The organism is Pseudoflavonifractor sp. BSD2780061688st1 E11 (assembly GCF_005844125.1).
GTDB lineage: Bacteria > Bacillota > Clostridia > Lachnospirales > Lachnospiraceae > Sellimonas > Sellimonas catena.
Genome location: NZ_SPHM01000005.1, coordinates 21,530 through 47,640, shown reverse-complemented (window position 1 = coordinate 47,640; position 26,111 = coordinate 21,530). Strand labels below are relative to the sequence as shown.

General features: G+C 45.6%; 27 protein-coding genes and 1 pseudogene. 19 read left to right on the top strand and 9 right to left on the bottom strand.

What is annotated here, in order from left to right; all coding sequences use genetic code 11:
- The first annotated feature begins 10 nt into the window (after nucleotides 1-10).
- Both FGQ85_RS03525 and FGQ85_RS03520 read left to right on the top strand, forming a co-directional pair.
- Nucleotides 11-1,312: an NAD(P)/FAD-dependent oxidoreductase gene (locus FGQ85_RS03525; RefSeq protein WP_138372673.1), complete on the top strand. Its 1,302-nt coding sequence runs from the start codon at nucleotides 11-13 to the stop codon at nucleotides 1,310-1,312.
- Nucleotides 1,306-2,934, top strand: coding sequence for an FAD-dependent protein (locus FGQ85_RS03520; protein WP_138372672.1), 1,629 nt, complete (start codon nucleotides 1,306-1,308; stop codon nucleotides 2,932-2,934). The genes FGQ85_RS03525 and FGQ85_RS03520 overlap by 7 nt, the downstream gene beginning before the upstream one ends.
- On the opposite strand, the gene FGQ85_RS03515 is transcribed toward FGQ85_RS03520, so the two are convergent.
- The 7 genes and pseudogenes from FGQ85_RS03515 to FGQ85_RS03485 all read right to left on the bottom strand — a co-directional run bounded on the left by FGQ85_RS03515 (nucleotide 2,861) and on the right by FGQ85_RS03485 (nucleotide 7,626).
- Nucleotides 2,861-3,256 (bottom strand): hypothetical protein, encoded by a 396-nt coding sequence (locus tag FGQ85_RS03515; protein ID WP_138372671.1) that lies wholly within the window; start codon nucleotides 3,254-3,256, stop codon nucleotides 2,861-2,863. The genes FGQ85_RS03520 and FGQ85_RS03515 overlap by 74 nt on opposite strands.
- Entirely contained in the window at nucleotides 3,243-3,458 is a 216-nt protein-coding gene (locus FGQ85_RS03510; RefSeq protein ID WP_138372670.1) for a helix-turn-helix transcriptional regulator, read from the bottom strand. The genes FGQ85_RS03515 and FGQ85_RS03510 overlap by 14 nt, the downstream gene beginning before the upstream one ends.
- 132 nt (nucleotides 3,459-3,590) lie before the next feature.
- Complete coding sequence (locus tag FGQ85_RS03505; RefSeq protein WP_138372669.1) at nucleotides 3,591-4,520, bottom strand: hypothetical protein; 930 nt, start codon at nucleotides 4,518-4,520, stop codon at nucleotides 3,591-3,593.
- Complete coding sequence (locus FGQ85_RS03500) at nucleotides 4,513-5,643, bottom strand: DUF58 domain-containing protein (protein ID WP_138372668.1); 1,131 nt, start codon at nucleotides 5,641-5,643, stop codon at nucleotides 4,513-4,515. Before FGQ85_RS03500 ends, FGQ85_RS03505 begins: the two co-directional genes overlap by 8 nt.
- A gap of 1 nt (nucleotide 5,644) precedes the next feature.
- On the bottom strand, nucleotides 5,645-6,598 hold the full coding sequence (locus FGQ85_RS03495; RefSeq protein WP_087168894.1) for an AAA family ATPase: 954 nt from the start codon (nucleotides 6,596-6,598) through the stop codon (nucleotides 5,645-5,647).
- A 307-nt stretch (nucleotides 6,599-6,905) separates the two neighbouring features.
- Nucleotides 6,906-7,126 (bottom strand): annotated as a pseudogene (locus FGQ85_RS03490) (transposase); the annotation flags it as partial.
- Nucleotides 7,093-7,626: a hypothetical protein gene (locus FGQ85_RS03485; protein WP_138372667.1), complete on the bottom strand. Its 534-nt coding sequence runs from the start codon at nucleotides 7,624-7,626 to the stop codon at nucleotides 7,093-7,095. The gene FGQ85_RS03485 and the pseudogene FGQ85_RS03490, both read right to left, overlap by 34 nt.
- Nucleotides 7,627-8,006: 380 nt before the next feature.
- On the opposite strand from FGQ85_RS03485, the gene FGQ85_RS03480 reads away from it, so the two are divergent.
- A complete protein-coding gene (locus tag FGQ85_RS03480; protein WP_087168892.1) occupies nucleotides 8,007-8,957 on the top strand; it encodes an ABC transporter ATP-binding protein in 951 nt (316 codons plus the stop codon).
- Nucleotides 8,932-10,944, top strand: a complete 2,013-nt coding sequence (locus tag FGQ85_RS03475; RefSeq protein ID WP_087168891.1) for a DUF6449 domain-containing protein — start codon at nucleotides 8,932-8,934, stop codon at nucleotides 10,942-10,944. The genes FGQ85_RS03480 and FGQ85_RS03475 overlap by 26 nt, the downstream gene beginning before the upstream one ends.
- 684 nt (nucleotides 10,945-11,628) lie before the next feature.
- Here the strand turns inward: FGQ85_RS03475 and FGQ85_RS03470 are convergent.
- A complete protein-coding gene (locus FGQ85_RS03470) occupies nucleotides 11,629-12,711 on the bottom strand; it encodes an IS110 family transposase (RefSeq protein ID WP_243128477.1) in 1,083 nt (360 codons plus the stop codon).
- A 492-nt stretch (nucleotides 12,712-13,203) separates the two neighbouring features.
- Between FGQ85_RS03470 and FGQ85_RS03465 the strand changes: the two genes are divergently transcribed.
- From FGQ85_RS03465 to FGQ85_RS03400, 14 genes are all read left to right on the top strand, one after another.
- Complete coding sequence (locus tag FGQ85_RS03465) at nucleotides 13,204-13,587, top strand: type II toxin-antitoxin system RelE/ParE family toxin (protein ID WP_158099179.1); 384 nt, start codon at nucleotides 13,204-13,206, stop codon at nucleotides 13,585-13,587.
- 28 nt (nucleotides 13,588-13,615) lie between these two features.
- Nucleotides 13,616-14,017: a helix-turn-helix transcriptional regulator gene (locus FGQ85_RS03460; RefSeq protein WP_087168888.1), complete on the top strand. Its 402-nt coding sequence runs from the start codon at nucleotides 13,616-13,618 to the stop codon at nucleotides 14,015-14,017.
- Nucleotides 14,017-14,445, top strand: a complete 429-nt coding sequence (locus FGQ85_RS03455) for a hypothetical protein (RefSeq protein WP_138372666.1) — start codon at nucleotides 14,017-14,019, stop codon at nucleotides 14,443-14,445. Before FGQ85_RS03460 ends, FGQ85_RS03455 begins: the two co-directional genes overlap by 1 nt.
- 300 nt (nucleotides 14,446-14,745) lie before the next feature.
- Nucleotides 14,746-15,006: a DUF4321 domain-containing protein gene (locus tag FGQ85_RS03450; protein ID WP_087169351.1), complete on the top strand. Its 261-nt coding sequence runs from the start codon at nucleotides 14,746-14,748 to the stop codon at nucleotides 15,004-15,006.
- A gap of 47 nt (nucleotides 15,007-15,053) precedes the next feature.
- Complete coding sequence (gene radC, locus FGQ85_RS03445) at nucleotides 15,054-15,731, top strand: DNA repair protein RadC (RefSeq protein WP_330616933.1); 678 nt, start codon at nucleotides 15,054-15,056, stop codon at nucleotides 15,729-15,731.
- A 24-nt stretch (nucleotides 15,732-15,755) separates the two neighbouring features.
- Nucleotides 15,756-16,781, top strand: coding sequence for a rod shape-determining protein (locus FGQ85_RS03440; protein WP_087251937.1), 1,026 nt, complete (start codon nucleotides 15,756-15,758; stop codon nucleotides 16,779-16,781).
- Nucleotide 16,782: 1 nt separating this feature from the next.
- Entirely contained in the window at nucleotides 16,783-17,670 is an 888-nt protein-coding gene (mreC, locus tag FGQ85_RS03435) for a rod shape-determining protein MreC (RefSeq protein WP_138372665.1), read from the top strand.
- A gap of 14 nt (nucleotides 17,671-17,684) precedes the next feature.
- Nucleotides 17,685-18,212, top strand: a complete 528-nt coding sequence (gene mreD / locus FGQ85_RS03430) for a rod shape-determining protein MreD (RefSeq protein WP_087169355.1) — start codon at nucleotides 17,685-17,687, stop codon at nucleotides 18,210-18,212.
- Between the two features lie 4 nt (nucleotides 18,213-18,216).
- Nucleotides 18,217-21,081 carry a penicillin-binding transpeptidase domain-containing protein gene (locus tag FGQ85_RS03425; RefSeq protein ID WP_347563039.1) on the top strand — a complete coding sequence of 955 codons (2,865 nt, stop codon included), beginning with the start codon at nucleotides 18,217-18,219 and terminating at the stop codon, nucleotides 21,079-21,081.
- A 100-nt stretch (nucleotides 21,082-21,181) separates the two neighbouring features.
- On the top strand, nucleotides 21,182-21,973 hold the full coding sequence (minD, locus tag FGQ85_RS03420; RefSeq protein ID WP_087251936.1) for a septum site-determining protein MinD: 792 nt from the start codon (nucleotides 21,182-21,184) through the stop codon (nucleotides 21,971-21,973).
- Between the two features lie 14 nt (nucleotides 21,974-21,987).
- Entirely contained in the window at nucleotides 21,988-22,218 is a 231-nt protein-coding gene (locus FGQ85_RS03415; RefSeq protein ID WP_087169357.1) for a cell division topological specificity factor MinE, read from the top strand.
- Entirely contained in the window at nucleotides 22,215-23,339 is a 1,125-nt protein-coding gene (locus FGQ85_RS03410) for an FtsW/RodA/SpoVE family cell cycle protein (protein WP_138372664.1), read from the top strand. The genes FGQ85_RS03415 and FGQ85_RS03410 overlap by 4 nt, the downstream gene beginning before the upstream one ends.
- Nucleotides 23,340-23,351: 12 nt before the next feature.
- Complete coding sequence (locus tag FGQ85_RS03405) at nucleotides 23,352-23,747, top strand: methylglyoxal synthase (protein WP_087169359.1); 396 nt, start codon at nucleotides 23,352-23,354, stop codon at nucleotides 23,745-23,747.
- A gap of 39 nt (nucleotides 23,748-23,786) precedes the next feature.
- Nucleotides 23,787-24,878 (top strand): serine hydrolase, encoded by a 1,092-nt coding sequence (locus FGQ85_RS03400; protein WP_171027873.1) that lies wholly within the window; start codon nucleotides 23,787-23,789, stop codon nucleotides 24,876-24,878.
- On the opposite strand, the gene FGQ85_RS03395 is transcribed toward FGQ85_RS03400, so the two are convergent.
- A complete protein-coding gene (locus FGQ85_RS03395; protein ID WP_087169360.1) occupies nucleotides 24,875-25,081 on the bottom strand; it encodes a DUF378 domain-containing protein in 207 nt (68 codons plus the stop codon). The genes FGQ85_RS03400 and FGQ85_RS03395 overlap by 4 nt on opposite strands.
- 84 nt (nucleotides 25,082-25,165) lie before the next feature.
- Here FGQ85_RS03395 and FGQ85_RS03390 point away from each other — a divergent pair, with 84 nt between their 5' ends.
- Entirely contained in the window at nucleotides 25,166-26,110 is a 945-nt protein-coding gene (locus FGQ85_RS03390) for a TIGR01212 family radical SAM protein (protein ID WP_087252088.1), read from the top strand.
- The last annotated feature ends 1 nt before the right edge of the window (nucleotide 26,111 follow it).

Here is a 26,111-nt window from a genome sequence, read left to right as displayed (position 1 = left end):
AGGAGCAGGCATGGAGAAAGTATTGGTGATCGGAGGGGGCGCCTCCGGCATGATGGCCGCCATTGCGGCGGCGGGGCAGGGTGCAGAAGTGACCATTCTGGAACAGAATGAGCAGCTCGGAAAAAAGATTCTGTCCACTGGAAACGGAAAATGCAATTTTACAAATATTAACCAGATACCGGGAGCGTACCGTGGAGAACATCCGGAATTTGCCCAGGATGTGATTTCCCGTTTCCCGGTGCCGGATACGATCCGTTTGTTTATGGAACTGGGACTTTACTCCAAAAACAAAGACGGGTATCTTTATCCGCACTCGGAACAGGCATCCGCTGTGCGGGATGTCCTTCTCATGGAGCTTCGACGTCTGCATGTCCGGATCGAGACATCAGTCTGTGTGGAGGAGATTCAAAAAGAAGGAAACAGTTTCCGGGTAAAGGCAGTAAAAAGCATTTTGAAGCAGGAGAAAAAAAGTAAAAAGCGTACGGTTCTTGTAAAAACCGGAGAAGAGGAAAAGGTCTATCTGACAGAAAAGCTGATTTTGACAGCAGGCGGACTTGCGGGAAGAGTACAAAAGGCGGACGGTACCGGAATGAGGCTGGCAGAGAGCTTCGGACACCGGGTCATTCCGTGTGTGCCGGCACTGGTTCAGCTGAAATGCCGGGAAAATTTTTATCCGTCTCTTGCAGGAGTCCGTGCGGGAGCAAAGATCGAACTTCTCTGTGATGGAGTTGTGGAGGCATTGGATATCGGAGAAATCCAGTTTACAGAATACGGGATTTCCGGAATCCCGGTCTTTCAGGTAAGCCGTTTCGCGGCGCGGGCTCTGGAAGACAAGAAAACTGACATTGTGGCGGACCTTGATTTCATGCCGGAATTTACAGAGACACAGCTGGAAAGCTTTTTCATGAGCAGAATTCAGATGCGGCCGGAAAAGACGATGAATCAGTTTTTTACCGGAATCTTTCATGAGAAACTTGCGGCGGTGTTCCTGAAGAGGGCAGGAATCCCTCCGGAACTAAAAGTGGACAGGCTGGGAGATCAGAACCGTTACCGTCTTGCAAAGATCATCAAAGGATTTCAGACGGAAATTACCGGTACGAACGGCTTTGAACAGGCACAGGTAAGTGCGGGTGGAATTTCCACCGAAGAAATCTGCCCGGATACGATGGAATCACGTCTGATCCCGGGACTGTATTTTGCCGGGGAGATCGTAGATGTGGACGGCATGTGCGGCGGCTATAATCTGCAGTGGGCCTGGTCCAGCGGTCATGTGGCCGGCATCAGTGCTGCCGGAAAGGAGAGGCCATGCTAAGGATTGGACAACTGAAAATTAAAACCGGACATACAAAAGAGGAGCTGGAAAGAAAGGTCGAGCGTGCTCTTGGCGTGTCCAGAGAAGAGATCCAGTCCATTGAAATCCGGAAGCGTTCGATTGATGCCAGAAAAAAACCGGAAATTTATTATGTATACACGGTTGATGTGAAGCTGACAAAAGTGAAGAAGGAAAAAGCGATTCTGTCCCGCAGAAAACTTAAGGATGTATCCGAAGAAAAAGAAACATCGTATGAGTTTCCGGCGTGCAGGGAAGCGTCTGAGATGAAACACCGGCCGGTAGTAGTAGGAAGTGGTCCTGCCGGACTGTTCTGTGCGTATCTGCTTGCAAAACACGGATACCGTCCGATTCTGATTGAGCGCGGGGCGCCGGTGGAAGAACGAAAAAAAGTAGTGGAGGCGTTCTGGGAGACCGGAGTGCTGGATACAAGGACAAATGTTCAGTTTGGCGAGGGCGGTGCAGGGACTTTTTCCGACGGGAAACTGAACACTCTGGTGAAAGATCCGGCAGGAAGAAACCGGGAAGTGCTGAAGATCTTTGTGGCGCATGGTGCACCGGAGGAGATCCTGTATGAGAATAAACCACATATCGGAACGGACATCCTGATTGATGTGGTACGCCGGATGCGGGAATCCATAGAGGATTCCGGCGGAGAATGCCGGTTTTACACAAAGCTGACCGGAATCAGCACCGGGGACGGCAGAGTGAAGGAAATCCGGATCGAAGAGCAGGGGAAAGAATCCCTGATTCCTGCGGAAGTGGTTGTACTGGCTTTGGGACACAGCGCAAGAGATACCTTTGCGATGCTGAAAGAGACAGGAGTATTTCTGGAAGCAAAATCCTTTGCGGTGGGCGTCCGTGTCGAACACCTTCAGAAACGGATCAATCTGTCCCAGTATGGTACGGAACAACATCCGGATCTTCCGGCGGCTGCATACAAGTTGACGGCAAAAGCGGAAAACGGGCGGGGAGTCTACACGTTCTGCATGTGTCCGGGAGGCTATGTAGTCAATGCGTCCTCTGAAGAGGGGCGTCTCTGTGTCAATGGAATGAGTTATCATGGAAGAGCCGGAAAAAATGCCAACAGCGCCGTGATCGTGACTGTGACACCGGAAGACTACGCTGCAGATGGAAATCAGGGACCGCTTGCCGGAGTGGAATTTCAACGACATCTGGAAGAGCGGGCATATGAAGCAGGAAACGGAAAGATCCCGGTACAATGCTTCGGAGATTTTAAAAATGGCCGAATTTCCCATTCCTTTGGAGAGGTGTTTCCGCAGATGAAGGGGGCGTACTGCTTTGGCAATGTACGTGGAATTTTCCCGGAGGAGATCGCTTCTTCCATTCAGGAAGGGATCGAAGCATTTGAACAGAAAATTCATGGATTTTCCCGAGACGACACGGTTCTTTCCGGCGTCGAGGCAAGGACGTCCTCCCCGGTTAGAATTACAAGAGATGAAACGATGCAGAGTGTGAATGTTCAGGGGCTGTATCCATGCGGAGAAGGCGCCGGATACGCAGGCGGAATTACTTCGGCTGCCATGGACGGCATGAAGACAGCGGAAGCAGTGGCGAAAAAGTATCAAGCATTTTGCGAGTGATTTTCCTTATATAAAAATAGTCAGGGCAGTCAATTGTGTTTCTGTACACGATTGACTGCCCTGATTTATCTCTCAGCTTTATATTTAATTCGTCATGCAGTTCAATCGCTTCTTTCTCTGATTTTTCTTGATATCTCTTTTTGTTTTCCGGTTTATTCCAGTAGAAATATTTAAAAATTATCATAAGACCGGGACCGATTCCTACACCGGCAAAGCCACAAAGCAAACTATCCAATTTTGTATTTGTGAATATTGCAATTAAAAGAAGAATCACACCGGCAATGAGATATATAAAGCCGGTTATCAAATTACTCTTTTTCATTCTCTCCACTCCTTTCATGGATGAATATGTTCTCAATACTTTCGCCAAAAAAATCAGATATGACAAAGGCTAATTCCAAAGATGGATTATATTTGCCTGTTTCTATCGAACTAACCGTTTGTCGAGAAACTTTTATCGCTTTTGCAAAATCTTCTTGATTCATACCTAATTTTTTCCTTAACTCTTCGACTCGATTTTTCAAGCAGTGAATCCCTCCTTTTGACAAGGTACCTTTACAATTTGATCATACCTGCCTTGCGAGAAAATGTCAAGGTTCCTTTACAAAAAACGGACCCCGAAGAGTCCGTTTTTACAGTATAATCAAATATGCCTGTTACGTAAGACGTGACACGCCTTCTTTTGCTTTTTCAAGATCCTCTTTTGCACAGCCTTCCGTATCGTATCTGGCTTTTTCGTAAGCCTCGTGCAGCTGGTCTGCGCCAGGATACTGAGAGAGGCTGGCAAGTGCTTCGATCTGAGACGGGGTCATGGATCTTGACGGCGTTTTTCCGGAACGAAGCCGGCGGCGTATGGACCGATAATACAGTTTCCGTATCCGCCCTTCCGTACTGCGGTCAAAAAAACGGAGTTTTTCTCCGGAGGAAGTCCGTTTCACTTTATTTCGCTCCATTTTCGGAGAGACAAATTCCCTTTTGTCCAGTTCTGTCCCTTCACGCCTGGATGTCAGCTTCCGGTAAATCGCAACAAGCAGCAGAACCAGAATTGCCGCGATGGAAACGACAGCGATAATCAAAAACAGATACTCGAGTATCCGGGCGAACCAGGAAACATTTTGGGAACGGGGCAGATTCTGGAAAAACGGCTCTGTTTCCTGAGTTATGATCTCTTCTTCCGGTGCAGACCCTTTACGAAGCAGCAACTGAAGAATCCATCGGATGACAGCCACAAAAACTGTTTTAACCGCATCAATGACATTACGGTAAGGAAGATGAACAAAAAGGAACATGCATCCGCCTGTCAATATCAGAAATCCGGTTAACAGCAGAGTGTTAATCAGATAGATCTGCCGCTTCGGTACATGAGAAACATCTTTGTTCATTCTCATATAATCATATATTCCCTGCTGGTTTGTGTGAATCAGCACGGAGAAGATATCCACGACAAATACGGCATATGCACAGTCGGCAAAAAAGGGATCTTTTGTATAGTAGTTGACCAGACATAAACCCCCTGCTGCGGCCAGGAGAATCACATGAAAGACCGCAAGAGAGTGACGGCAGTAAAACTGATATAACTTATTCAATGCGTGACACCTCCCATTTTATGGAGACCGCATGAGGACAGCGGTCCTGGAGAAATTCCATATCATTGTGAAGCGGAGCAATCCACTGGGAACCTTCGGACTGAAGGCAAAGCTGGTCAAAAGTCCGGAGAAGGCGGCTGTTCTGAGAATAGGAAATCAGAAGATAAAAATCCGCCCCGTGTGTAACAGACAGTTTTTCGGCAATCAAAGGCTCCAGCTCCGGCAGATCCTGCGAACGGTCGCTGAGTCTTGCAAGCCCTTCCTTGAGTGTGCGGATATGGTGTGTTCCGGCTCCGGCGGGAAGAACCAGCGTCTGCTTCGTCATTGCATCGATCCCGTTGGTGATCAGCTGTACCGGAATCCCTTCTGCCAGAAGAAGTTCCGCATAAGAGGCGGCCAGACGAATGGCGTTTTCGAACAGGCGCTCCGAGTGCCAGCTGGAATCGTCGGCAAGATTCAGAAAAATGGTAACCTGACGGCTGGCCGTGTAATCGTGTACATTCACCATCAGTTCTCCGGTCTTGGCAGATGCCTTCCAGTTTACCGCTTTCATGGGATCATACTGCTGGTACGGCCGGATGCCGCGGAATTCAAAAGGATCTTCAAACGCGGAATTCCGGGTGAGAATTGTTCCCATCATTTTGCGGAAAGGCGCTTTTAATTCCGCGAATGGAACCGGTTTCGGGTATACATACAGGGAAGTATCCACCGCTCTTGAAATCACGGATTTGTTCATGAGGAACAAATCAAAGGAAATCAGATCCAGATTCCAGACCTGATAGCATCCCCGTTTTGACGCTGTAAACGGCAGACTCCGTGAAATTTTCTCATAGGACATGACGGAGAAAATGTCGTTCCGATAATTATTGTCCGTCGTTGCAGTATTTTCCGCTTCCGAAAATTTCAGTTTCCGACTGACCGAAAATTTTACCTGAAGTGTGGTGAGAGGGAGCAGTTTGCGGTTTGTGATTGTCTCCAGAAGACAGGAAGCGTCTCCTTCATTGACCGCATGATCCTGAAACCGGATCTGGCATTCCAGACCTCTCATCCAGTATTTTTTGTAATAGACTGCCTGCAGAATATAAAGTAAAAGGACTGCAAACAGAGTTGGCAGGATGATCATATTATTTCCCCCACTCTTCCGTTGGTAATTCGGTCTGATCCAGAATGCCCTCCAGGAACCGTTCTGCTGTCCGGTCCAGAATATGACCTGACGGGAAGACAAGGCGGTGTGCGAGAACCGGGATGGCCAGCGTCTTGATGTCTTCCGGGACAACATAGGACCGGCCCTGCACCATGGCATAGGCACGCACGGCGCGGAGAAGAGCCAGAGTACCACGCGGGCTTACCCCTGCCAGACAGTCACCGGAAGTACGGGTGGCATGCACAATACGGGCGATATAATCAATCAGCATCGGATGAATACGGATATCCAGATAGTCTTTTTGAAGCTCGATGAGTTCTTCGGCCGTACAGACGGAGCCAAGTTCTGTCAGAGGACTGGACGTCAGGAAACGCTCCATAATGGCACATTCCTCCTGAACACTTGGAAGTCCCATGGAGAGCTGCATCAGGAAACGGTCCAGCTGTGCTTCCGGAAGAGGAAAGGTTCCGGAAGTCTCGACCGGGTTCTGAGTCGCAATAACAAAAAACGGGCGGTCAAGAGGATAGGTGACACCGTCCACGGTCACCTGACGCTCTTCCATACATTCCAGAAGCGCGGACTGGGTTCTTGGTGTCGCACGGTTGATTTCGTCTGCCAGAAGAATGTTGCAGAATACAGGACCTTCCCGGAATGTAAATTCGCCCTCTTTCTGGTTATAGTAATTCAGTCCGGTTACATCAGATGGAAGAAGATCCGGTGTGAACTGAATTCTGCTGAATTCCGCGTCGATAGAACGGGCCAGAGACTTCGCCATGACTGTTTTTCCGGAACCAGGGACGTCTTCCAGAAGGATGTGACCTTCTGCGATAATGGCAGTAAGAATCAGATCTGTCAGCTTTTCCTTTCCAACCAGGACTTTTCCGATGTTTTCCCGGATTGCATTGATTTTTTCGTTTCGGGTTTCTGTGTTCATGTCAATAACTCCTTTGTTCAGATTATAGCTAAGGATTATTATAACATGTAATGGAGGGAAAGGTACTGTTATGAATTGATTTTTTCTGTTTGCATTATATAAGATTTCGTTTTATGACTGTTATTTGCGGGAGAAGTTTTTAAACATGGAAAGGAGAATGTAAGGATTAAATTCAGTACTTTAGACCGAGTAGTTCACGCTAAAATAAAGCGGAGGCCTGTGGTATACTAACACTAAGGAAAGTGGAAATTAAAAACAAACACAAATACCTGTTTCAAGACTATATTATATATAGCAGGAGGTTCATTTAGTCCGGTAACCTGCCTTCATACATGATACTCAGCTCGCCATATACCTGACCCCAGTTCCGGATGGTAGTAGTCCATCTTCTGGTGGCTTCGAAGGTAGCCAGATACAGAGCTTTCAGCAGCGCCGTATCGCTCGGGAAACGCTTCTCTGCTGGTTCAGTCTCCGATAGGTGGAGTTTAATGATTCTATCGCATTTGTCGTATATATAACTTTTCGGACAGTCGCTGAAAACTTGAAAAGCGGAATTTTGTCCTGCTAACGATAAATGATACTCCAGCTGCATAGCGAAACATCTGTTTCATCAGCAAGACTACGTTATCCAAAGAAGAATATTTTAGAGGAATTGAATCAACAACATCCTGCATTTGTTCATATGTAATTTTATCGATTGGTATATTGTGTAACGCTTTACAGTTTTTATAAGCTGCACGTGTAGAGTATTTTGATTGCTCCGAATATACTTTTTTGCCATTATATTTCCACTTGTAGTAGAGTTGATAAAGTTCTGAAAATGTTAATACTTTATCCTCAGTTGAGCGTGTCATATGTGTATAATCCGTAAGTAACTTTTGAATAAACTTACTCATGTCTGAACTGGATAAATTACTATCATTGACAAGTTCTTTTTCCAGTCCTGGTGTATATGTTCCTGCTTTGTAAGCAGTGAGTACGGTAAATCCAATATACCAGTCAGATACATAGCAAAGAGCTTTTGGCAAGACGGCCTTTCCATCTTCCGTATACCCTGTCACAGGGGAATAAACAGCATACTGATTTCATCTCCTTTATTGTTTTCATAGAAAGTATACTACAAAAGGCAGACGTCACTGATTTTGCATTCACAACCAGTGGAACTGCATGGAATATCGGTTCGTTTCAAGGTTTTCTTTCATATTTGCAAACAATATAAAAGTATATTAACGCTCCAGCAAACTCTGTATTACTGCTGCAGCTTATGCTGTAGCAGCAAGACAGGCTGCCGGAGCATTTTTATTCTTGGTTACTGTTCTGGTGGAGAGGTCTCTGGTCAGCTTTACAGTAGCAGCAGGGCATGTTATAATTTATTACAAAAATATTAAATGTTTCAAGGAGATATTACATGATAAGCGTGAGAGAGCTGACAAAGACATTCGATGGGAAACCGGCTGTAGATCATATCTTTCTTGATATTCCGGAAGGAATGATGTTCGGCCTTCTCGGGACGAATGGTGCAGGAAAGACGACGATGCTCCGTCTGCTCTCAGGAATACTGGAGCCGGATTTTGGTGAAATCCTTGTAGATGATGAATCATTAAGTGTTTCGGCGGAGAAGATATTTTATCTGCCGGACACGCCATATTATTTTCCGAATGCCACAATGGAACAGATGGCGAAATTCTATCAGAGACAATATCCAGGGATGGATGCAGAGGGTGTGACATACATGGCGGAATCACTGAACCTGGATGTGAGACAGCCGATCCGTACATTCTCCAAAGGGATGAAGCGGCAGGCATTCCTAATCCTCGCACTCTGTGCAGGAACAAAATATCTGCTGTGCGACGAAGTGTTTGACGGCCTTGATCCGATCGCGGCGGAAGTGATGAAGAATCTCTTCCGGCAGGAGATGAAAGAGCGGAAATTTACGGTAGTCGTAGCTTCGCACAGACTGCAGGAACTGGAAGATATCTGCGGGAATATCGCGATCTTGCACAAAGGCGGACTTGTGACTGCCGGAGATATGCGCGTACAGGCTGAGAATATGTGGAAATTTCAGTGTGCATTTCATACAAATGCTGATAAAGGCGAGATTACAGAAGAAGAGGGGTGGTCATCCTGCGGGAAGTTGCAGGACATTATGGACAGGCTTGAGAATACCCTTGATATCGTGCGTATCCATTCAGAGGGAAGCTTTATCACTTTGACTGTCCGTGGGGATAAAGAGGAGATTAGGGCAAAGTTGAAGGAGGAGCATCCTGCTGTATTAAATGAGATCCCTATGAGTCTAGAGGAAATATTTATCGCAGAGATGGAGGTGAAAGGATATGACATCCGCAAAGTGCTTCATTAACTGGGTAAAAGAAGCAGGCAGAGGCCATCTTGTGGCAGCTCTGGGGTGGGGAACTCTCATCCTTTACGGCGTCCTTGCCGTGACCCGTCTGAGTTTTGACACAGAAAATACATTTTTCGGGATCGGTGGCACTGCCCTTGATCTCAGGTGGATCTGCATGGGACTCGGACTTCTTACCGCCTTCATTGAGTTCTTCTATCTGTTCCATCAGAAGCAGCAGGACTTTTACTACAGTTTGCCGGTCAGCAGGGGAACCATATTCTGGAGCCGGTATGTGCACGGGCTCTTCAATGTGATCGTACCTCTGATGTTTATAATGGCAGTATGCGGGATTTATCAGGCTGCTATTGATCTGCAGTTCGGGGTGTATGCGGGAAGCTACACGCTGAAGAGTATTTTTGTATATGCGGTGTCCTTTCTGATCTTTTATCACATAGGGATTCTGTGCGCCGTGATCTGCGGAAATATTATATCCGCAGTAGTCGTCTGTGCGGTTATGATCCTATATTTTCCGATACTGACAGGGAATATATGCCCTGCGCTATCACGGAATTATTTTGTTACATATTATAAAAACCCGTTTCTTGAATGGCTATATACTGTCCTGTCACCGGAGCGGCTCACGGCTGATCTGACCGGAATGAGTGTGTTTGAAAAACCGTTTGTGCTGACATTTACACCGGAGATTTCTTCCGTGGCAGCGGCTGTCCTGTGGATTGTGGTTCTTTTCGGGTTCATCGTACTCGCGCAGAGGAAAAGAAAGACAGAGAGGACCGGGCGGATATTTACTCTGGCGCCGGCAGAACAGACAGTACAGATACTGGTATCATTCCTTGCAGGCTTATGGATGTGCAGTTTTCTGTCGGATTTTTTAGATCCGGCGTCTGTCGGCATCGGTTCTATCATCGGCTGTACTGTGGGCGGAGTGGTTATAGCTCTTGCGGTACATTTGCTGTTGGAGTATGCGGTACAGGGAACAGAGGTGAAGTTTTTCCGTAGAAAGTGGCAGCTTGTATTGTCTGCAGCGGCTGTAATTGTAGCAGGTCTGGCATTTCCTGCCGGAGCTTCCGCTTATGACACCCTCTTTCCGGAAAATGCAGAAAGCATCGGGATCAGTATCGATGGGATCGGTATGGATTGCTCGACTTATGCCGAGGTGTCGGGAAATCAGGAAAAATATGAGACGGCTGCGCAGTTGAGGCGGTATCAGCTAAAGGGAGAAGGTCGCACGGCAGTGCTTACGTGGCTTCAGGAGATCATCAGGGAAGACATCGGTGAGAGCAGTATGGCGGACAGTTCCTGCACTCGTGCAAAAGTCTGCTACTATATGCCGGACGGCGGCACCCATTACCGTTCTTATCCGCTGACCAGAGAACAGGTGGAGATGTTCGCATCAGTATATGAGACGGATGAATATAAGCGGATTGCCTATCCAGCAGTAAAGCTTGAGGATGTATCAGAAGACCGCTTTACATGGGAAGACAGTGTAAGAGGAACTGCCCTTCAGATCACGGGGGATCAGAAAGAAGCTCTCCTTGACGCGTACCGGCAGGATGTCTCAGAACTTAAGATGGAACAGCTTGGAGAAGAGCTGCCGTGCGGATATACAAGGATCAGATCTTCCTCAGACGGAAGTATTACGAACATGTTTGTCTACCCGTTCTTTGAGCTGACATGTGATCTCCTCAAAGAATATGGCATTGATACAGAGAAAAGGCTTGCAGATTACAAGGTGGATTCCATAGAGGTGCTGGATAGTTATCCTGTATCCAGTGCCAATGGTCCGGTTTCCGGCGGCATGTATACGCTGCATTACGAAAAGGAAGATGAGGTGGAAGCTTTCAGTCAGAATCTGATACCGGAGGAACTGGATATCCAGCCTCTCTTGTATCCGCTGGATCATTCTGCTGAGATTGAAGCTTTGGTAGTTGATGAGGAGACAAACTCGATCCTCCATGTAAGCTGCGCACAGAAGAGGAGCGAGTGACCTGGAATGTACCTTTTGGAACTTCCGAGTGGAAAGATGAATTTCAGAATGGAAGAAGAACGGAAATTCCAGGAAGAGTCGTTTTTGATGATGAACAGCCATAACACCTTATAATTATAAGAATGGGGAATCCTGCATAATAGAACAAAGGAGAAGAAGCCATCGCACAAAGCGTTGGCTTCTAGTCATCGAGGGGGTATATATTCAAAAAAGGATCGTATGTAATCATAAAGATTCCTCTCTATACTTTCTTATTTATTTTGCACAAAAAAGCCTGTATTTTAGCCATTTGTGCAATGGTTTATAAAGTTACAAACAATGATAAGCATTCATTAATGGGCGAAAACTGTGTCATTTCAGATTCAATGCACGTATGTTTCCAGTCAGAAAGGTGCACAAAATAAAACGTCATCTTTTTATGAAGGCGATTATGTGTCCCATTCTTCCCTATGGCTGCTAACCTCTCATGTCTAACAGGATCATCCTCTACTACAAGGGTCCTAAATTCCTTCGTCCAGCCTACCCATAGTGGGATGCCGCTTCTGCTCCTTATCAGGGTCATGCCCTATTAAATATGTCTTAACGGCTTCGCTCTGCTTTGTCATTGATAGAGAGCACTCCTGTAATCCAGCACCAATTGAATCCTTGGCGGACGTTATCTGCTACAGTATGTGCTTTTTGGTATTAGGCTGCTTCCGGCCTGACGATATCCTTTCGGAACTTCTCCTCGTCAAAGTCACAGCCTGTTTGTAATACTACATAGAATACCCTGATTGCTTTACATGCAACTGCTATCTTGGCCTGCATTCCACCAAGCGGATTTTTCTGTCTATTCCTGTAATAAAGGAAAACATCCTGAAATGCCGGATTCCAATTCATCAGCGCTCGTGCTGATTCATACATGGTTCTTCGTAGTTTTCTCCTGCCCCTCTTACTGATTCTTGGCTGCCCCTTCTTTTTCCCAGAGCTTTTCTTGACTATCTCTAATCCTGCAAGCTTCTGTATCTGTTTGGGATCAGTGAAACGTCCGATATCACCAACCTCTGCGATAAAGCCAATCACAGTACTCATCCCTACTCCTTTAATGGCGAGCAGTTTCTCCACATTTGGTACTTCTTTTACTTTTTCTTCCAGGTATTCATCCAGTCTTCTAAGCTGTTCCGCTTTCAGAATGTAATCATTTATAAGTATCCATATCTCAAGCCTTGCAGCCTCACCGCCTTCCAATCCTACGCTATTTTGTGCTGCTTCTACCAAGGTCTGTGCCCTCTTTATACCTGCCCCACGCACCTTTGCATCACGCCATATCTGATTGATTCCCCCTGCACCGATTCTAAGAATATCCTGTGGCAGTGGTGCCTCTTTCAAAAGCATAAGTCCACTGGTGGAATCCCAAGCAGCATAACACTCAAAATACTCCGGAAAGAACTTCTGAAGCCACCCCTGTATCTGATTTGACAGACGCACATGCTGTTTCATGAGCTGGTCTCTGCAGACAGAAGCCTCTCTAATCTCAGCATACACTCCACTTGGAAGATAAGAAGTGGAATACCTTCCATCCTTCACAAGTAACGCAATGGTCTTTGGATCCTTTAAATCACTTTTCTCAGGACTGTTATCATCCAGTTCCTTGCTTCTGTTAACTGCAAACGGATTAACCGTTACGAGCTGGATATCATGGTCTTGTAAGAACTTCTGAAAAGTAAGCCAGTAACAGCCGGTAGGCTCGCAGCCAACAATAACAGTTTTCATTTCAGTTTTATTCATGAGTTCCTCTGTCCATCAAAGGAAAGTAAGGAATCCCATTCCGGTGTTACTAAACTTGAACACTCTTCGGGAGAGTTCTAATCCCCTCCAGTCAAACGCTCTGCAGAAGTGAGTTTGTGATCCAACATCAACTCCAACAATTAAAGTTTCACTTGTTACTTGCTTTAGTCTGTCATTCTGTGTTAAATTCATTTTGAACCTCCGGTTTATGATTGTTTTGTTTACATCCGCCAAGATGCAACTCAATCTTACCCTGAGGTTCTTTTTTATTCAATTGGCAATATTTCTGAATTACAGGAATGCTCCTTAGATTCATAGTACAATCATTTGTCTCAATACAACATTGTCCGAAAACGAGCGGTACTGTGTAGAAAAGGTTAAATGCATAATACTTAGAGATGAATAGAAATGGATATGAGGAAATAGAGTATTTTCTATTGCAATTATTACCTATAAGTAATATTATAAATAGATAAAGGAGAGAAATTGAATGTGGAGCTAGAAAAAATATGCGTAAAAGGAATTGAAAATACCTTTGCTATTTCAAGCGTAAAGAAGGAATTTAAAAAAGCAGTTGATGAACCTTGGAAAGATATTCCGCCATGGGAAAGATATCAAAAAAAGCTTATTCAAGATTTGGCAGTGCTGGAACAAGAAAAGGAACGGGCGATTGATCTGCCACAATTTGAAAAACTAACTGGTGTTGATAGATTATACAGTATCAGGCATCCCGAATCAAAGAAAAATGTAAGAATAATTTACATAATTGAAGAGGGAGCTGTAATACTATTAACAGCATTTTTGGAAAAAAACACGGGAGACTATCAAAGAGCGATTAAGACCGCTTTGCAAAGGATAAAATGGCTTGATAGCTAGAGAGAGAATAGAATCGGAGGATAGAATAATGGGAATTGCGGAAAAACTTGCAAATGCAAAAAAAACAAATTGGATTTCGGAAGGATTGTCAGAATCTGAAGTGAAAACGATTGTTGAGTTAGCAAAGATTTCTGCACAGATCGAGAGATGTAGACTTGAAATGGACATGACCCAAAAGGAATTTGCAGAATACATGGGCGTGACTCAAGGAATGGTTTCTAAATGGGAAGGCAGAGAGTATAATTTTACAGTGAAAGCATTAAATGATATTTGTCAAAAGCTTCATTTAGAATTATCTATTGCACTAGAAAAACCACTTGAGAAATCAGATTATTCGATTGTCAAATGGGATTCTGAGAGAGCGGAGAAGAAAAAAGTGAAAAGAGAATGGATATCATCATATTCTTTTGACAAGGAGGCGATTGCGTAATGAAATTTAACATAGTTGCGCCAGGTATAGAACTGGTTGGAGCAACAATCAAAAATCTTACTGTTAAGAATGATATAGTTGATATCGAAAAGGATGCAAAAAGAAGTTTTGGACTTACAATAAATGAACCATATTTTGAAACGGATGATAACGGTATCTTTTCTATAATGAATATTGATTTTGAAATTGAAGTTGAACAATCAGAAAAGCATAAATTCATAATGGAACTGTCACTGGAGGGAGCATTTCTTTCACAGGGAAGCATTAGTGAAAAGAAATTTAAGCAACTTGTAGCAGTGAATGGAGCGGCGGCCATTATTGGGATTGCAAGAGGGAAAATAGAAACACTTACGGCTAATATTTTTAATAACGGAAAAATTGTAATCCCTTTTGTAAATGTAATTGATTATTATAAAAGTATGGAATAATGAGCACAGCTAGTTCAGAAAAAATGCTGATGAAGGTGTCGCAAAATCATCAGACTAGATGATCAAGCGGCATCTTCGCTTTGTTTAGGGAGTATCCCAAAGTTTGTGTAAACCTTCAAACTGATGTAAGATAGACTTATCAGTTTGGAGGTTTATTTTATGGAAGGGAAAAGGATTACCCATAAAAAATACGTTGTCGATTCTTAAGGAAAATTTAATGCACAAAAAGTCTATACACTTTTTTTGAAGTGTGTTAGAATAAAAGCGGTTTGTAAAACACTAGAGTTTGGAGGGTTACAGATGAAAGGAGCAGGAAGCAAAAATGGATGGGGACTTTTCCTGATGCTTCTGGCAGGTATTGTGTTGGGCGGATTTATAGGGATGCTCGCACAGGATATTCCCGGACTTGGATGGCTTTCGTACGGTCAGACATTTGGCCTGCAGCAGCCGGTTGTACTGGATCTTGGAATTCTGGTTCTCACTTTGGGACTGAGTGTGAATATTTCTATCGCCAGCATTGTTGGCATGATTCTTTCTATCATTATTTATCGCTTCTTATAATCTACTGAATCGATCATCAGAGTTTACAAAAGAGTATGAATCAAAAAATGAAAGAGTTACTGAAAGAGGAACGTCCATATGAAAAATGTGGACGTTTTGGTGCAAAAAGCTTGACCGATATTGAGCTTCTGGCCGTACTTTTAAGAAGCGGTACGAAAGGAGGCAATGTGCTGGAGACAGCAAAAGCAGTGCTTTACCCGGACGGAAAAGAGGGCGGGCTTACGAGGCTTCCTTCCTACTCGAAAGAGGCATTGATGAAAATTCCGGGAATCGGAGAGGTTAAGGCGGTACAGATTCTCTGCCTCTGTGAGATTGCAAGAAGAATTGCGAAAGAGAAAGCAAAAGAGCCGCTCTGTTTTGACAGGCCGGAGACGATCGCTTCCTATTATATGGAAGATATGCGTCACCTCAAACAGGAAGAACTGAAACTGCTGATGTTAAATACAAAGTCAAAGCTTCTGGGTGAGACAAGAATTTCCAAGGGGACAGTCAATATGTCTGTGATTTCTCCCAGAGAGTTGTTTATAGAAGCATTACAGAAAGATGCGGTGATGATTATACTTTTGCATAATCATCCGAGCGGTGATCCGGAGCCGAGCAGGGAAGATATCCTTGTGACGAAAAAGATCGCGAAAGCGGGAGAACTGATCGGAATCACGCTGATCGACCACATCATTATCGGTGACCGGTCGTATGTGAGCCTTGCTGAAAAAGGGTGGATATAAATAATAGAAGGGACTGGGACGAAGATGGCTAGGAGTATTTATGGCCTGGATCTTGGTACGTATCAGTTAAAGATTTATGATAAAAAGGAAAACCGGATCCGGACCGTAAAAAATGCGGTAGCCGTCCGGAATGAGACAGAGATTTTTGCAACAGGCGACCGTGCCTATGAAATGTATGAAAAGGCGCCGGGGGAAATTACAATCGAGTTTCCGATGAAGGAAGGTGTGATTTCCAGAATCGGAGAGATGCAGTACCTGTTGGAAAGTGAATTGAAGACAGAGGAGGGATTCTTCTCCAGAGGGACAGAATATGTGATTGCGGTTCCGACAGATGTGACAGAGATGGAAAAGAAAGCGTTTTTTGATCTGCTGATCTATTCTTCGGCCAGGGCAAAAGAGGTCCGCATCGTGGAGCGGGGCGTCGCAGATGCGATTGGAGCCGGGATTGATATCAAACAGGAGACCGGAGCGGCCATCGTCAATATCGGAGGCGAGACAACGGATATTTCTGTTCTGTCCAGAGGCGGGATTGTCCTGAACCGTCTGTTAAAGACCGGAGGGGCTTCCATAGACAGAGCCATCATTACTCTCGTCAGGAGGCATCTGGATTTTGTGATTGGCAGGCTGACAGCAGAGGCTGTGCGGATTCAGAGCAGCGTGTTTGGAGAAGAACAGGGACACGCGGTAATGGCTGCAGGGAGAGACCTGGTTCGGTCAAGACCCGGAATCAAGGAGATCCCGGACTATATTGTCAGAACCGCTGTGAAAGAGTTCCTTAAGCCTTGCGGGGAAGCAGTGTCGCTGATGCTGGAACAGGCTCCGCCGGATGTGCTTGCGGCGATCAGAAAGCGGGGAATCTGTCTGACGGGAGGCATTGCCTGTACAAAAGGTCTGGACAGATATATGGAGGAAAAAACGGGGATTCCGTTTTATACGGTTAAAGAGCCCCATTTAAGCGCAATCCGGGGAGTGCGTGATATTCTATTGTCGGACGATCTGAAGGATCTGGCATATTCCATGAAAGACGAAAATTATAGGTGGATGAGATAAGATGAAGACAAGAAATCAAAAAGGTTTGGAAAGTAAATACTGGCTGTTGATCATCGTGGCTGCCTGCGTTGTGTGCATGGCGGCGACCTTTTTTGCAGATGTCAAAAGCGGCCCGCTCCGGGCGATCGCAGATTATACGGTGGTCCCGATGCAGAAAGGGATCAATGTGATCGGGACATGGGTCAACGATGTGGCGGATAATTTTGCCACACTGAAAAGTGTACAGAAAGAAAATGAAACACTGAAAGAACAGAATGAAAATCTGAAAGCGGAAAATAACCAGCTGCAGCAAAAAGCAGTGGAGCTGGAGCGGTTTTATGATTTATACAAGATGGATCAGAATACATCCGACTACCCGAAAGTAGGAGCGAGAGTGATCGCGAATGACGGAAGCAACTGGTTTACTTCCTTTACGATCGACAAAGGAAGCGAGGACGGAATCCGTGAAGATATGAATGTCCTGAGCGGAAACGGACTTGTCGGAATTGTGACAGAGGTCAATACGCATTCTTCTACTGTGCGTTCGATTATCGATGAGGTCAATATATCGGCCATGGTCATGACAACCTTTGACCAGTGTATTGTCAGCGGAGATTTGAAGCTGATCAACAACGGTGTTGTACAGTTTGAGCAGCTGGCAAATAATGAAAATGAAGTTGCAGTTGGAGAACAGATTGTAACGTCCAATATCAGCAGTAAATATCTGCAGGGGCTTCTGATAGGATATGTCAGCGAGGTCAACGTGGATTCAAACAATCTGACCCGTTCCGGATATATCATCCCTGCGGTAGATTTCAAAAAGCTGCAGGAAGTTCTTGTCATTACAACGACAAAACAGGATCTGATCGACAATGGAAATCAGACAGAAAGCGATTCATCGGGTGAATAGAAAGGAGACAACTCATGCTGGCTGTAAAACGCAAAGTCATTGAGGCAGCTCTTGTGATCGTGTTTTTCCTCCTGGAGACAACGATATTCAGCTATCTTGAGCTTGCTTCGATCAAGCCGAATCTTCTGATCATTCTGACGGCAGCCTTTGGATTTATGCAGGGGAAGAAAGAGGGGATGTTCGTTGGAGTGCTGAGCGGATTTCTGCTTGATATCAGCTTCGGACAGTATATTGGATTTTATATTTTATTATACACAGTGATCGGATATGCCAATGGATTTTTCCAGAAGCTCTACTATGATGAAAATATCAAACTGCCGCTTCTTCTGATCGGGGGAAGTGAGCTGGTATATGGAATACTGGTCTACTTTTTCCAGTTCATGCTCCAGAGTGATTTCCATTTTCTTTACTATCTCGGGCACGTCATCATTCCGGAGATGCTCTATACAGTCATTATCACCTTGATTGTATATCAGCTTATTTTAAGAATTAACCGTAAACTTGTAGAAGAAGAAAAAAGGAGTGCAAGCAGGTTTGTTTAATATTTTGGAACGCATAAAGGAAACAGTCATCAAGCTTGTAAAGTCCAGAATGTTTATCGCGAGTATTGTATTCTGCGTGATGTTCGCGATTCTGGTGCAGAGAGTGTTCTATCTTCAGATTGTAAGAGGCGAGAGCTATCTGAACGACTACAAACTCCAGATTCAGAAAACAAGAGAAGTACAGGGCACAAGAGGACGGATTCTCGACCGGAACGGAACAGTTCTGGCGGACAATGTTCTTGCCTATTCGGTAACGATCGAAGATAACGGGGATTACGATACGACTAAGCAGAAAAACAAGGAGCTGAACGCAACAGTCCGCAGAGTAATCGATATTATCGAGAAAAACGGGGACTCCATCATCAACAGCTTCGGTATTGTCCTCAATGACAGCGGTGAGTATGAGTTTTCTACGGAAAGCACAGCGCGTCTTCGGTTTATTGCCGACATTTTTGGGTATGCTACGATAGACAAGCTGTCCGAGAAACAGAAAAACTATACAGCGGCAGATATTATCCACTATCTGTGCACCGATGAGACGTACGGATACGGAATCAATGAGGACGATTACGAGAAATCGGATATTCTGAAGCTTGTCAATATCCGGTATGCGATCAGCCTGAACAAGTACCGGAAATATATTGCAACGACAATTGCAACAAATGTCAGTGATACGACAGTGGCGGAAATAATGGAAAATCAGGAGGAGCTGACAGGAGTCAGCATCGAAGAGAGCTCCATCCGCCAGTATAATAACAGTAAATATTTTGCATCGATTATCGGCTATACCGGACAGATTTCCCAGGATGAGTACAATGCACTTTCCGAGGAAGAGCAGGAATCCTACTCTCTGACAGATATTGTCGGAAAGGCCGGGATTGAAAAAGCAATGGACAGCACTCTTCAGGGAGAAAAAGGAGAGACGAAAATCTACGTTAACAATGTCGGAAAGGTCATCGATTCCGAGAAGGTGACAGAGGCAAAGGCAGGAAATGATGTATACCTGTCAATTGACGCGGATCTTCAGATTGCCGCCTACAATATTCTCGAAGAGAAGCTTGCGGCGATTCTGCTTTCCAAGATGGTCAACCGTCTTGACTATGATACAAGCAATGTAACCGATGCAGACTCCATCGTCATTCCGGTGGGAGATGTTTATAATGCATTTTTCAAGAACGAGATCATTGATACAAGCCAGTTTACCCAAAGTGATGCGGGTACTGCAGAAAAAGAGGTTCTGGAGACCTATTCCTGGAGAGAGGAAGACGCGATCAGTTCCGTGCTTTCCGAAATGCAGAATGCAAACGGGACGGCCTACCAGGATCTGTCTGACCGGATGAAAGCCTACATGGACTATGTGGTGGACACACTTCTGACAGATGATTCCGGAATCCTTGTTGAGGACAGAATCGATACAAGCGATGAGACCTATCTTGCATGGAAAGAAGAGGAGACGATCGGAGTTAATGAATACCTGAATTATGCGATTTCACAGAACTGGATCGACACCTCAAAACTGACCGATTATCTGGAAGGGGATGCAAGCTATTCAAGCGCTTCCGAGATTTATCAGGCAATTGTGCAGTATGTGGGAGAAGTGCTTGGAGATGACGGTGATTTTGAAAAAATCATCTATGAATATATGATCAAATCCGGGGATATTTCAGGAAACCAGGTCTGCTGTATCCTGTATGAGCAGAATATTCTGAAATATGATGAAACCCAGTACAACCGGCTGAGAAGTTCCGGTTCAACAGCTGCTTATAACTTTATCCGGAGCAAGATTGAAAGTCTGGAGATTACGCCCGGCGAACTGGGACTGGAGCCGTGTACCGGATCCATCGTGATTACGGATCCGAGCAACGGACAGGTGCTTGCCATGGTTTCCTATCCGGGTTATGACAACAATCGTCTGGCAAATACGATGGATTCCGACTATTATGCACAGCTGAACTCCATGACGTCGAGTCCGCTTTACAACAAAGCAACACAGGAACGGACGGCGCCTGGTTCCACATATAAACCGCTTGTTTCCATTGCAGGTCTGACCGAGGAAGTAATCAGCACAGGAACTACGATTTCCTGTACCGGAATTTTTGATAAGATTTCTCCGATTGCACGGTGCTGGATCTATCCGGGCTCTCATGGAAGCTTAAGTGTAGTAAGCGCAATTCAGCACTCCTGTAACGATTTCTTCTACGAAGTAGGCTACCGTCTTGGAACAACAGGCGGAGAATACAATGATGCATACGGAATTGAGCGTCTGCAGAAATATGCGGAGGAATTCGGCCTTGGAGACACAACCGGGCTGGAAATCACGGAGTCGCAGCCGCAGATTTCCGACAGTGACGTAGTACGTTCTTCCATTGGACAGGGAACCAACAACTATACAACATCAGGGCTTGCACGTTATATCAGCGCAGTTGCCAATGAGGGGACCGTCTATAATCTGTCATTATTTGATAAAACAACGGATGTCAACGGAAATCTTGTGAAAGATTATGAGCCAAGTGTCAGAAATGAGGTGGAAGGAATTGCGAATTCCACATGGACAGCAGTTCACAATGGAATGCGCAGAATGGTTACCAACACTTCCACATTCAATAGTCTCGGAGACTTTGAGCTGTACGGAAAGACAGGTACAGCACAGCAGAGTACGACACATCCGAACCACGGCCTGTTCGTTGGATTTACATCAGGACAGGACACCAACGTTGCGTTTGCGATCCGTATCGCAAATGGTTATAATTCTACGTATCCTTCTGAAATAGGGCGTGATATTATCCGCTACTATTACGGGCTGGATGAAGAAGATGAAATCGTGACGGGACATGCAGCATCCCTTGGAACGGTTGTTTCAGGAGACTGATGATGTAGCGGAAATTACGAAAGAAAGAAGGCGGCATGGCAGGGGCGGATTTCTCCTGTCTGTTGTCTTTCCATCAAGTTTGGTCTTAGGAGGAAGGAACATGGGTGAAGTTATTGTTATTACATCAGGAAAAGGCGGTGTCGGGAAGACGACGACGACCGCGAATATAGGGGCCGGCCTTGCAAAGCTTGGGAAAAAAGTGCTGGTCATCGACACGGATCTGGGACTTAGGAATCTGGATGTTGTAATGGGGCTGGAAAACCGGATTGTCTACAATCTGGTTGACGTGATCGAAGGGAAATGCAGACTGAAGCAGGCTGCCATTCACGACAAAAGATATGAGGGGCTTTATCTGCTCCCGTCTGCCCAGACAAAGGATAAATCCGCCATCTCTCCGGAGCAGATGAAAAAGCTGACCGCTGATCTGAGAGAAGAGTATGATTATGTACTTCTGGACTGTCCGGCCGGGATTGAGCAGGGATTTGAAAATGCCGTGGCAGGAGCCGACCGTGCTGTTGTCGTAACGACGCCGGAAGTATCCGCGATCCGCGATGCCGACCGGATTATCGGTCTTCTGGAAGCAAAACAGATCCGGAATCTTGAACTGATTATCAACCGGATCCGGATTGACATGGTAAAGCGCGGAGACATGATGTCTGTGGAAGATGTGACAGAGATTCTTCCGATCCATCTTCTTGGAGCCATCCCGGATGATGAACAGGTCGTGATCGCGACAAATCAGGGTGAACCTGTTGCGGGTGATGATTCCCCGTCCGGGAAAGCCTATATGAATATCTGCCGAAGACTTACGGGGGAGGAAGTTCCTCTCATGGATATGGATGAGAAGGGAGGACTGTTCTCCCGGCTCACACATCTGTTCAAAAAGAATTAAGCAGGAGGCAGAAAATGGGATTATTTGAAGGAATGGAAAAAAAAGCGTCTGTCGGGATCGCAAAAGACCGCCTCAGAACGGTTCTCGTATCCGACAGAATGGATTGTAACCCAAATGTATGTGAACTGTTCCAGAAAGAACTGTTTCTGACGGTATCAAAATACATTGATACAACTCCGGAAACCTTTGATGTTTCAGTCACCCGTTCCCGGATTACCATTACACTGACAGGAGAAAAGCTTTGAAGATACTGAAATTTACGAAACCATACCGTTTAAAAGATTTTAAATTTTCGCTGCTGATTTCCGTGCTTGCCCTGACATGTCTGGGCATCATGGTAATCGGAAGTGCTAAGCAGTCTGTTCAGGGAAGACAGATCATCGGACTGGTCATCGGATTGATCGCACTGGCCGTTGTATCCATGATTGATTATGTATGGATTTTGAATCTGCAGTGGATCCTTTACGGCCTGACGACCGCGATGCTTCTGGCTGTACGTTTCTTCGGAAGAGACGTAAACGGCGCGACAAGATGGATTGACTTTGGATTTACGACGTTTCAGCCGTCCGAACTTGCAAAGATCCTGCTTGTTCTGTTCTTTGCGAAATATATTATGAATCATGAAGATGAGATTACAAAGCCGGTTACGATCATAAAGGCAGTACTTCTGATGGCGGTACCATGCTTTCTGATCTACAAGCAGCCGGACCTTTCAACAACGATTTCGATTGTTCTGGTATTCTGCGTTATGATGTATGTGGGAGGCCTGAGCTATAAATTTATCGGAATATTTCTTCTGATTACAGTTCCGACGGCAGTGATCCTTTTGAGCCTCATTGTCCACTCGGATATCGATATTCTGCAGGGGTATCAGGAGACACGTATTCTTGCGTGGCTGCAGCCCGAAAAATACAGCAGTGATGAGGCGTATCAGCAGAATAACTCCATTATGGCCATCGGTTCCGGCCGGCTGACCGGAAAGGGCCTGAACAATAATACGACAACATCCGTAAAGAACGGTAACTTTATTCTGGAGCCGCAGACCGACTTTATCTTTGCGATTGTAGGAGAAGAATTAGGTTTTGTGGGTTGCTGTATCGTGATTGGTCTGCTATTATTAATTGTAATACAATGTATGAGAATAGGGATGCGTGCACCGGATACAGGAGGCCGGATCATATGCTGCGGGGTAGCCGCGCAGATCGGGATACAGAGCTTCATTAATATCAGTGTGGCGACAGGGCTCTTCCCGAATACCGGTATTCCGCTGCCGTTTGTCAGCTACGGAATGTCATCCCTTGTCAGCATGTTTATCGGTATAGGTCTGGTATTAAATGTTGGATTACAGCAGAAAAAATATAAGTAAGGAGTGAGAAACATGAATATTGGGCTCATTGCACACGACTCAAAAAAGACACTGATGCAGAATTTCTGTATTGCTTATAGAGGGATTCTAAGCAGAAATGAACTGTATGCAACCGGAACGACAGGACGTCTGATCGAGGAAGTTACAAATCTGAATGTACACAAATATCTGGCAGGACCTCTTGGCGGGAAGCAGCAGCTGGGATCCCAGATCGCGCAGAACGGGATCGACGCCCTGATTTTCCTGCGGGATCCGTCGAATCCGAAGCCGCATGAGCCGGATGTCAATGATGTGATCCGTCTGTGCGACACATACAACATTCCGGTCGCGACCAATCTTGCAACGGCGGAACTGATTATTCTGGCCATCGACAGAGGAGATCTCGACTGGAGAGAAATGTATAAGTAGTATAACACAGCAGTATAAATGCTATGAAGGGGTTCATGTATGAGTAGTTACAGGGAAGAGGAAGCACAAAAAAGAAGAGAACGGATTGAGAAAAACAGACAGAAACGCAGCCGCAGACACGGGAATAAGAAGAATCAGAAAAAGAACCATAGGAGACAGATCGCAGCAGGGATCTGTCTGGTGCTGATTGCGGCGGCAGGCGGCGGAGTGTATGCGGTCTCCATGCAGCATGCGCAGAAGAATGCGGAGATGATATCCTACGAAAAAGCGAACTACAGCGGTTCGGTATTTTCCGCAGACGGGCTTGCGGCAACCAGTCTGTGTGTGGCTCCCGAAAATACGGATGAAATTCAGTACAGCGGCACAACAGACGTACATGCTGCCGGACTGTTTGACTTAAACGGAGCAAATGTGCTCTATTCCAATCAGATCCATGACCGGCTGTATCCGGCCAGCACGACGAAGATTCTCACAGCACTTCTTGCGCTGGAAAAAGGGAATCTTTCTGATGTCGTGACAGTCGGAGAGAATGCGGCAGCATCCAGTTTTCCTGCAGATGCGTCTTTGTGCGGACTTCAGGAAGGAGACCAGTTGACGCTTGGCGATCTGCTTTACGGCCTGCTGCTTTCTTCAGGAAACGACGCTGCGACAGCGATCGCAGAACATATTTCCGGGTCGGAAGAAGCTTTTGTGGAAGAAATGAACGCCCGCGCGAAGGAGCTGATGGCGGTTAACACGCATTTCACCAATCCGCACGGACTGCATGATGATAATCATTATACAACAGCATACGATCTGTATCTGATTTTCAATACCTGTATTCAAAATGAGGAATTCATGAAAGTCATCGAGGCGGAAAGCTATACTGCTTCCATCAAAGAAGCGGACGGAAGTGTCCGCACAGAAGAGTGGAAGCCAACCAACTATTATGCGAGAGGCATTGTAAATGCTCCGGAAGGAGTTACTGTAGTGGGCGGCAAGACCGGCACGACCGGAGAAGCAGGATACTGCCTGATCCTTCTGGACCGGAATTCGGCAGATCATCCATACATCTCCATCGTGATGGGTGCCGGATCGAGAGATATCCTTTATCAGAATATGAATGCGCTTCTGGAAGGCACGCAGAATTAATCTTCGGAAAAGCCACGTATCCGTCCAAACAGGCTGATCAGATATAGGCCGCAGAGACCTACCAGCGCATAGATGATACGGGACAGCATGGACAGGTTTCCGAAGAGCCAGGCGACCAGATCAAAGCGGAATACGCCGATCAGCAGCCAGTTCAGGGCGCCTACGATTACCAGTGTCAGTGCAATGTTATCAAACCATTTCATATATGATAATCCTCCTTTATGAATTCTTTCCTTATTATTACCGGAAAACAGAAGAATATACAGGAGAAGAAAAGGACAGTGACGATGGAAGAGCAGTTATACAGATCATACAGTCAGTATCTGAAAGACAAGTATCACGCAAAAGTATATAAACTTCCGGTCAATCTTCCCGGGACATGCCCGAACAGAGAGGGCGGCAGCGGCTGCACGTTCTGTTCGGAAAAAGGCACCGGGTTTGAGGCCATGGAAGGGGCTGTACCGGTTGCGGTGCAGCTCGAAAAGACAAAAGAATATATTCAAAGACGATATCACGCAGAGAAGTTTATTGCATATTTTCAGAATTATACAAATACATACTTTCCGTTTGAGACGTTCTGCTCCTATATCAGGGAAGCGGAAAAGGTGAAAGATATCGTTGAAGTATCGATTTCCACCAGGCCGGACTGTATCAGCAGCCGTTACCTGGCTTTTTTGCATGAGTGGATGCAGGAGACGGGAATTGCGGTCACGATCGAACTGGGACTTCAGACAGTCAACTACCATTCCCTTGCAAAAGTCAGACGGGGACACGGCCTTGCGGAATATATCGATGCGGTACAGCGGATCAGACAGTATCCGTTTGATATCTGTACCCATGTGATTTTAAATCTTCCGTGGGATACCGGGGAAGATGCGGCGGAAACAGCGAAAATTCTGTCGGTGCTTGGTAATGATATCGTCAAGATTCATTCTCTCTATCTGGCAAAAGGGACAGAGCTTGCAGGGCAGTATGAAAACGGGGAGTTTCAGATCTGCACCCTGGAAGAGTATCTGGAGCGCCTGATTCTGTTTATCCGGCTGCTGGATCCGGATATGGTGATCGAACGGTTTTTCAGCAGAATTCCGGAGAAGGATGCCGTGTTCTGCAACTGGAATACAAGCTGGTGGAAGCTGAAAGACATGCTGCTGGATGAGATGAAGAAGCGGAATGTACGGCAGGGGGATCTCTATTGTTACCGGAATGGACCAAGGCTTAAGAAATGGAATTAGG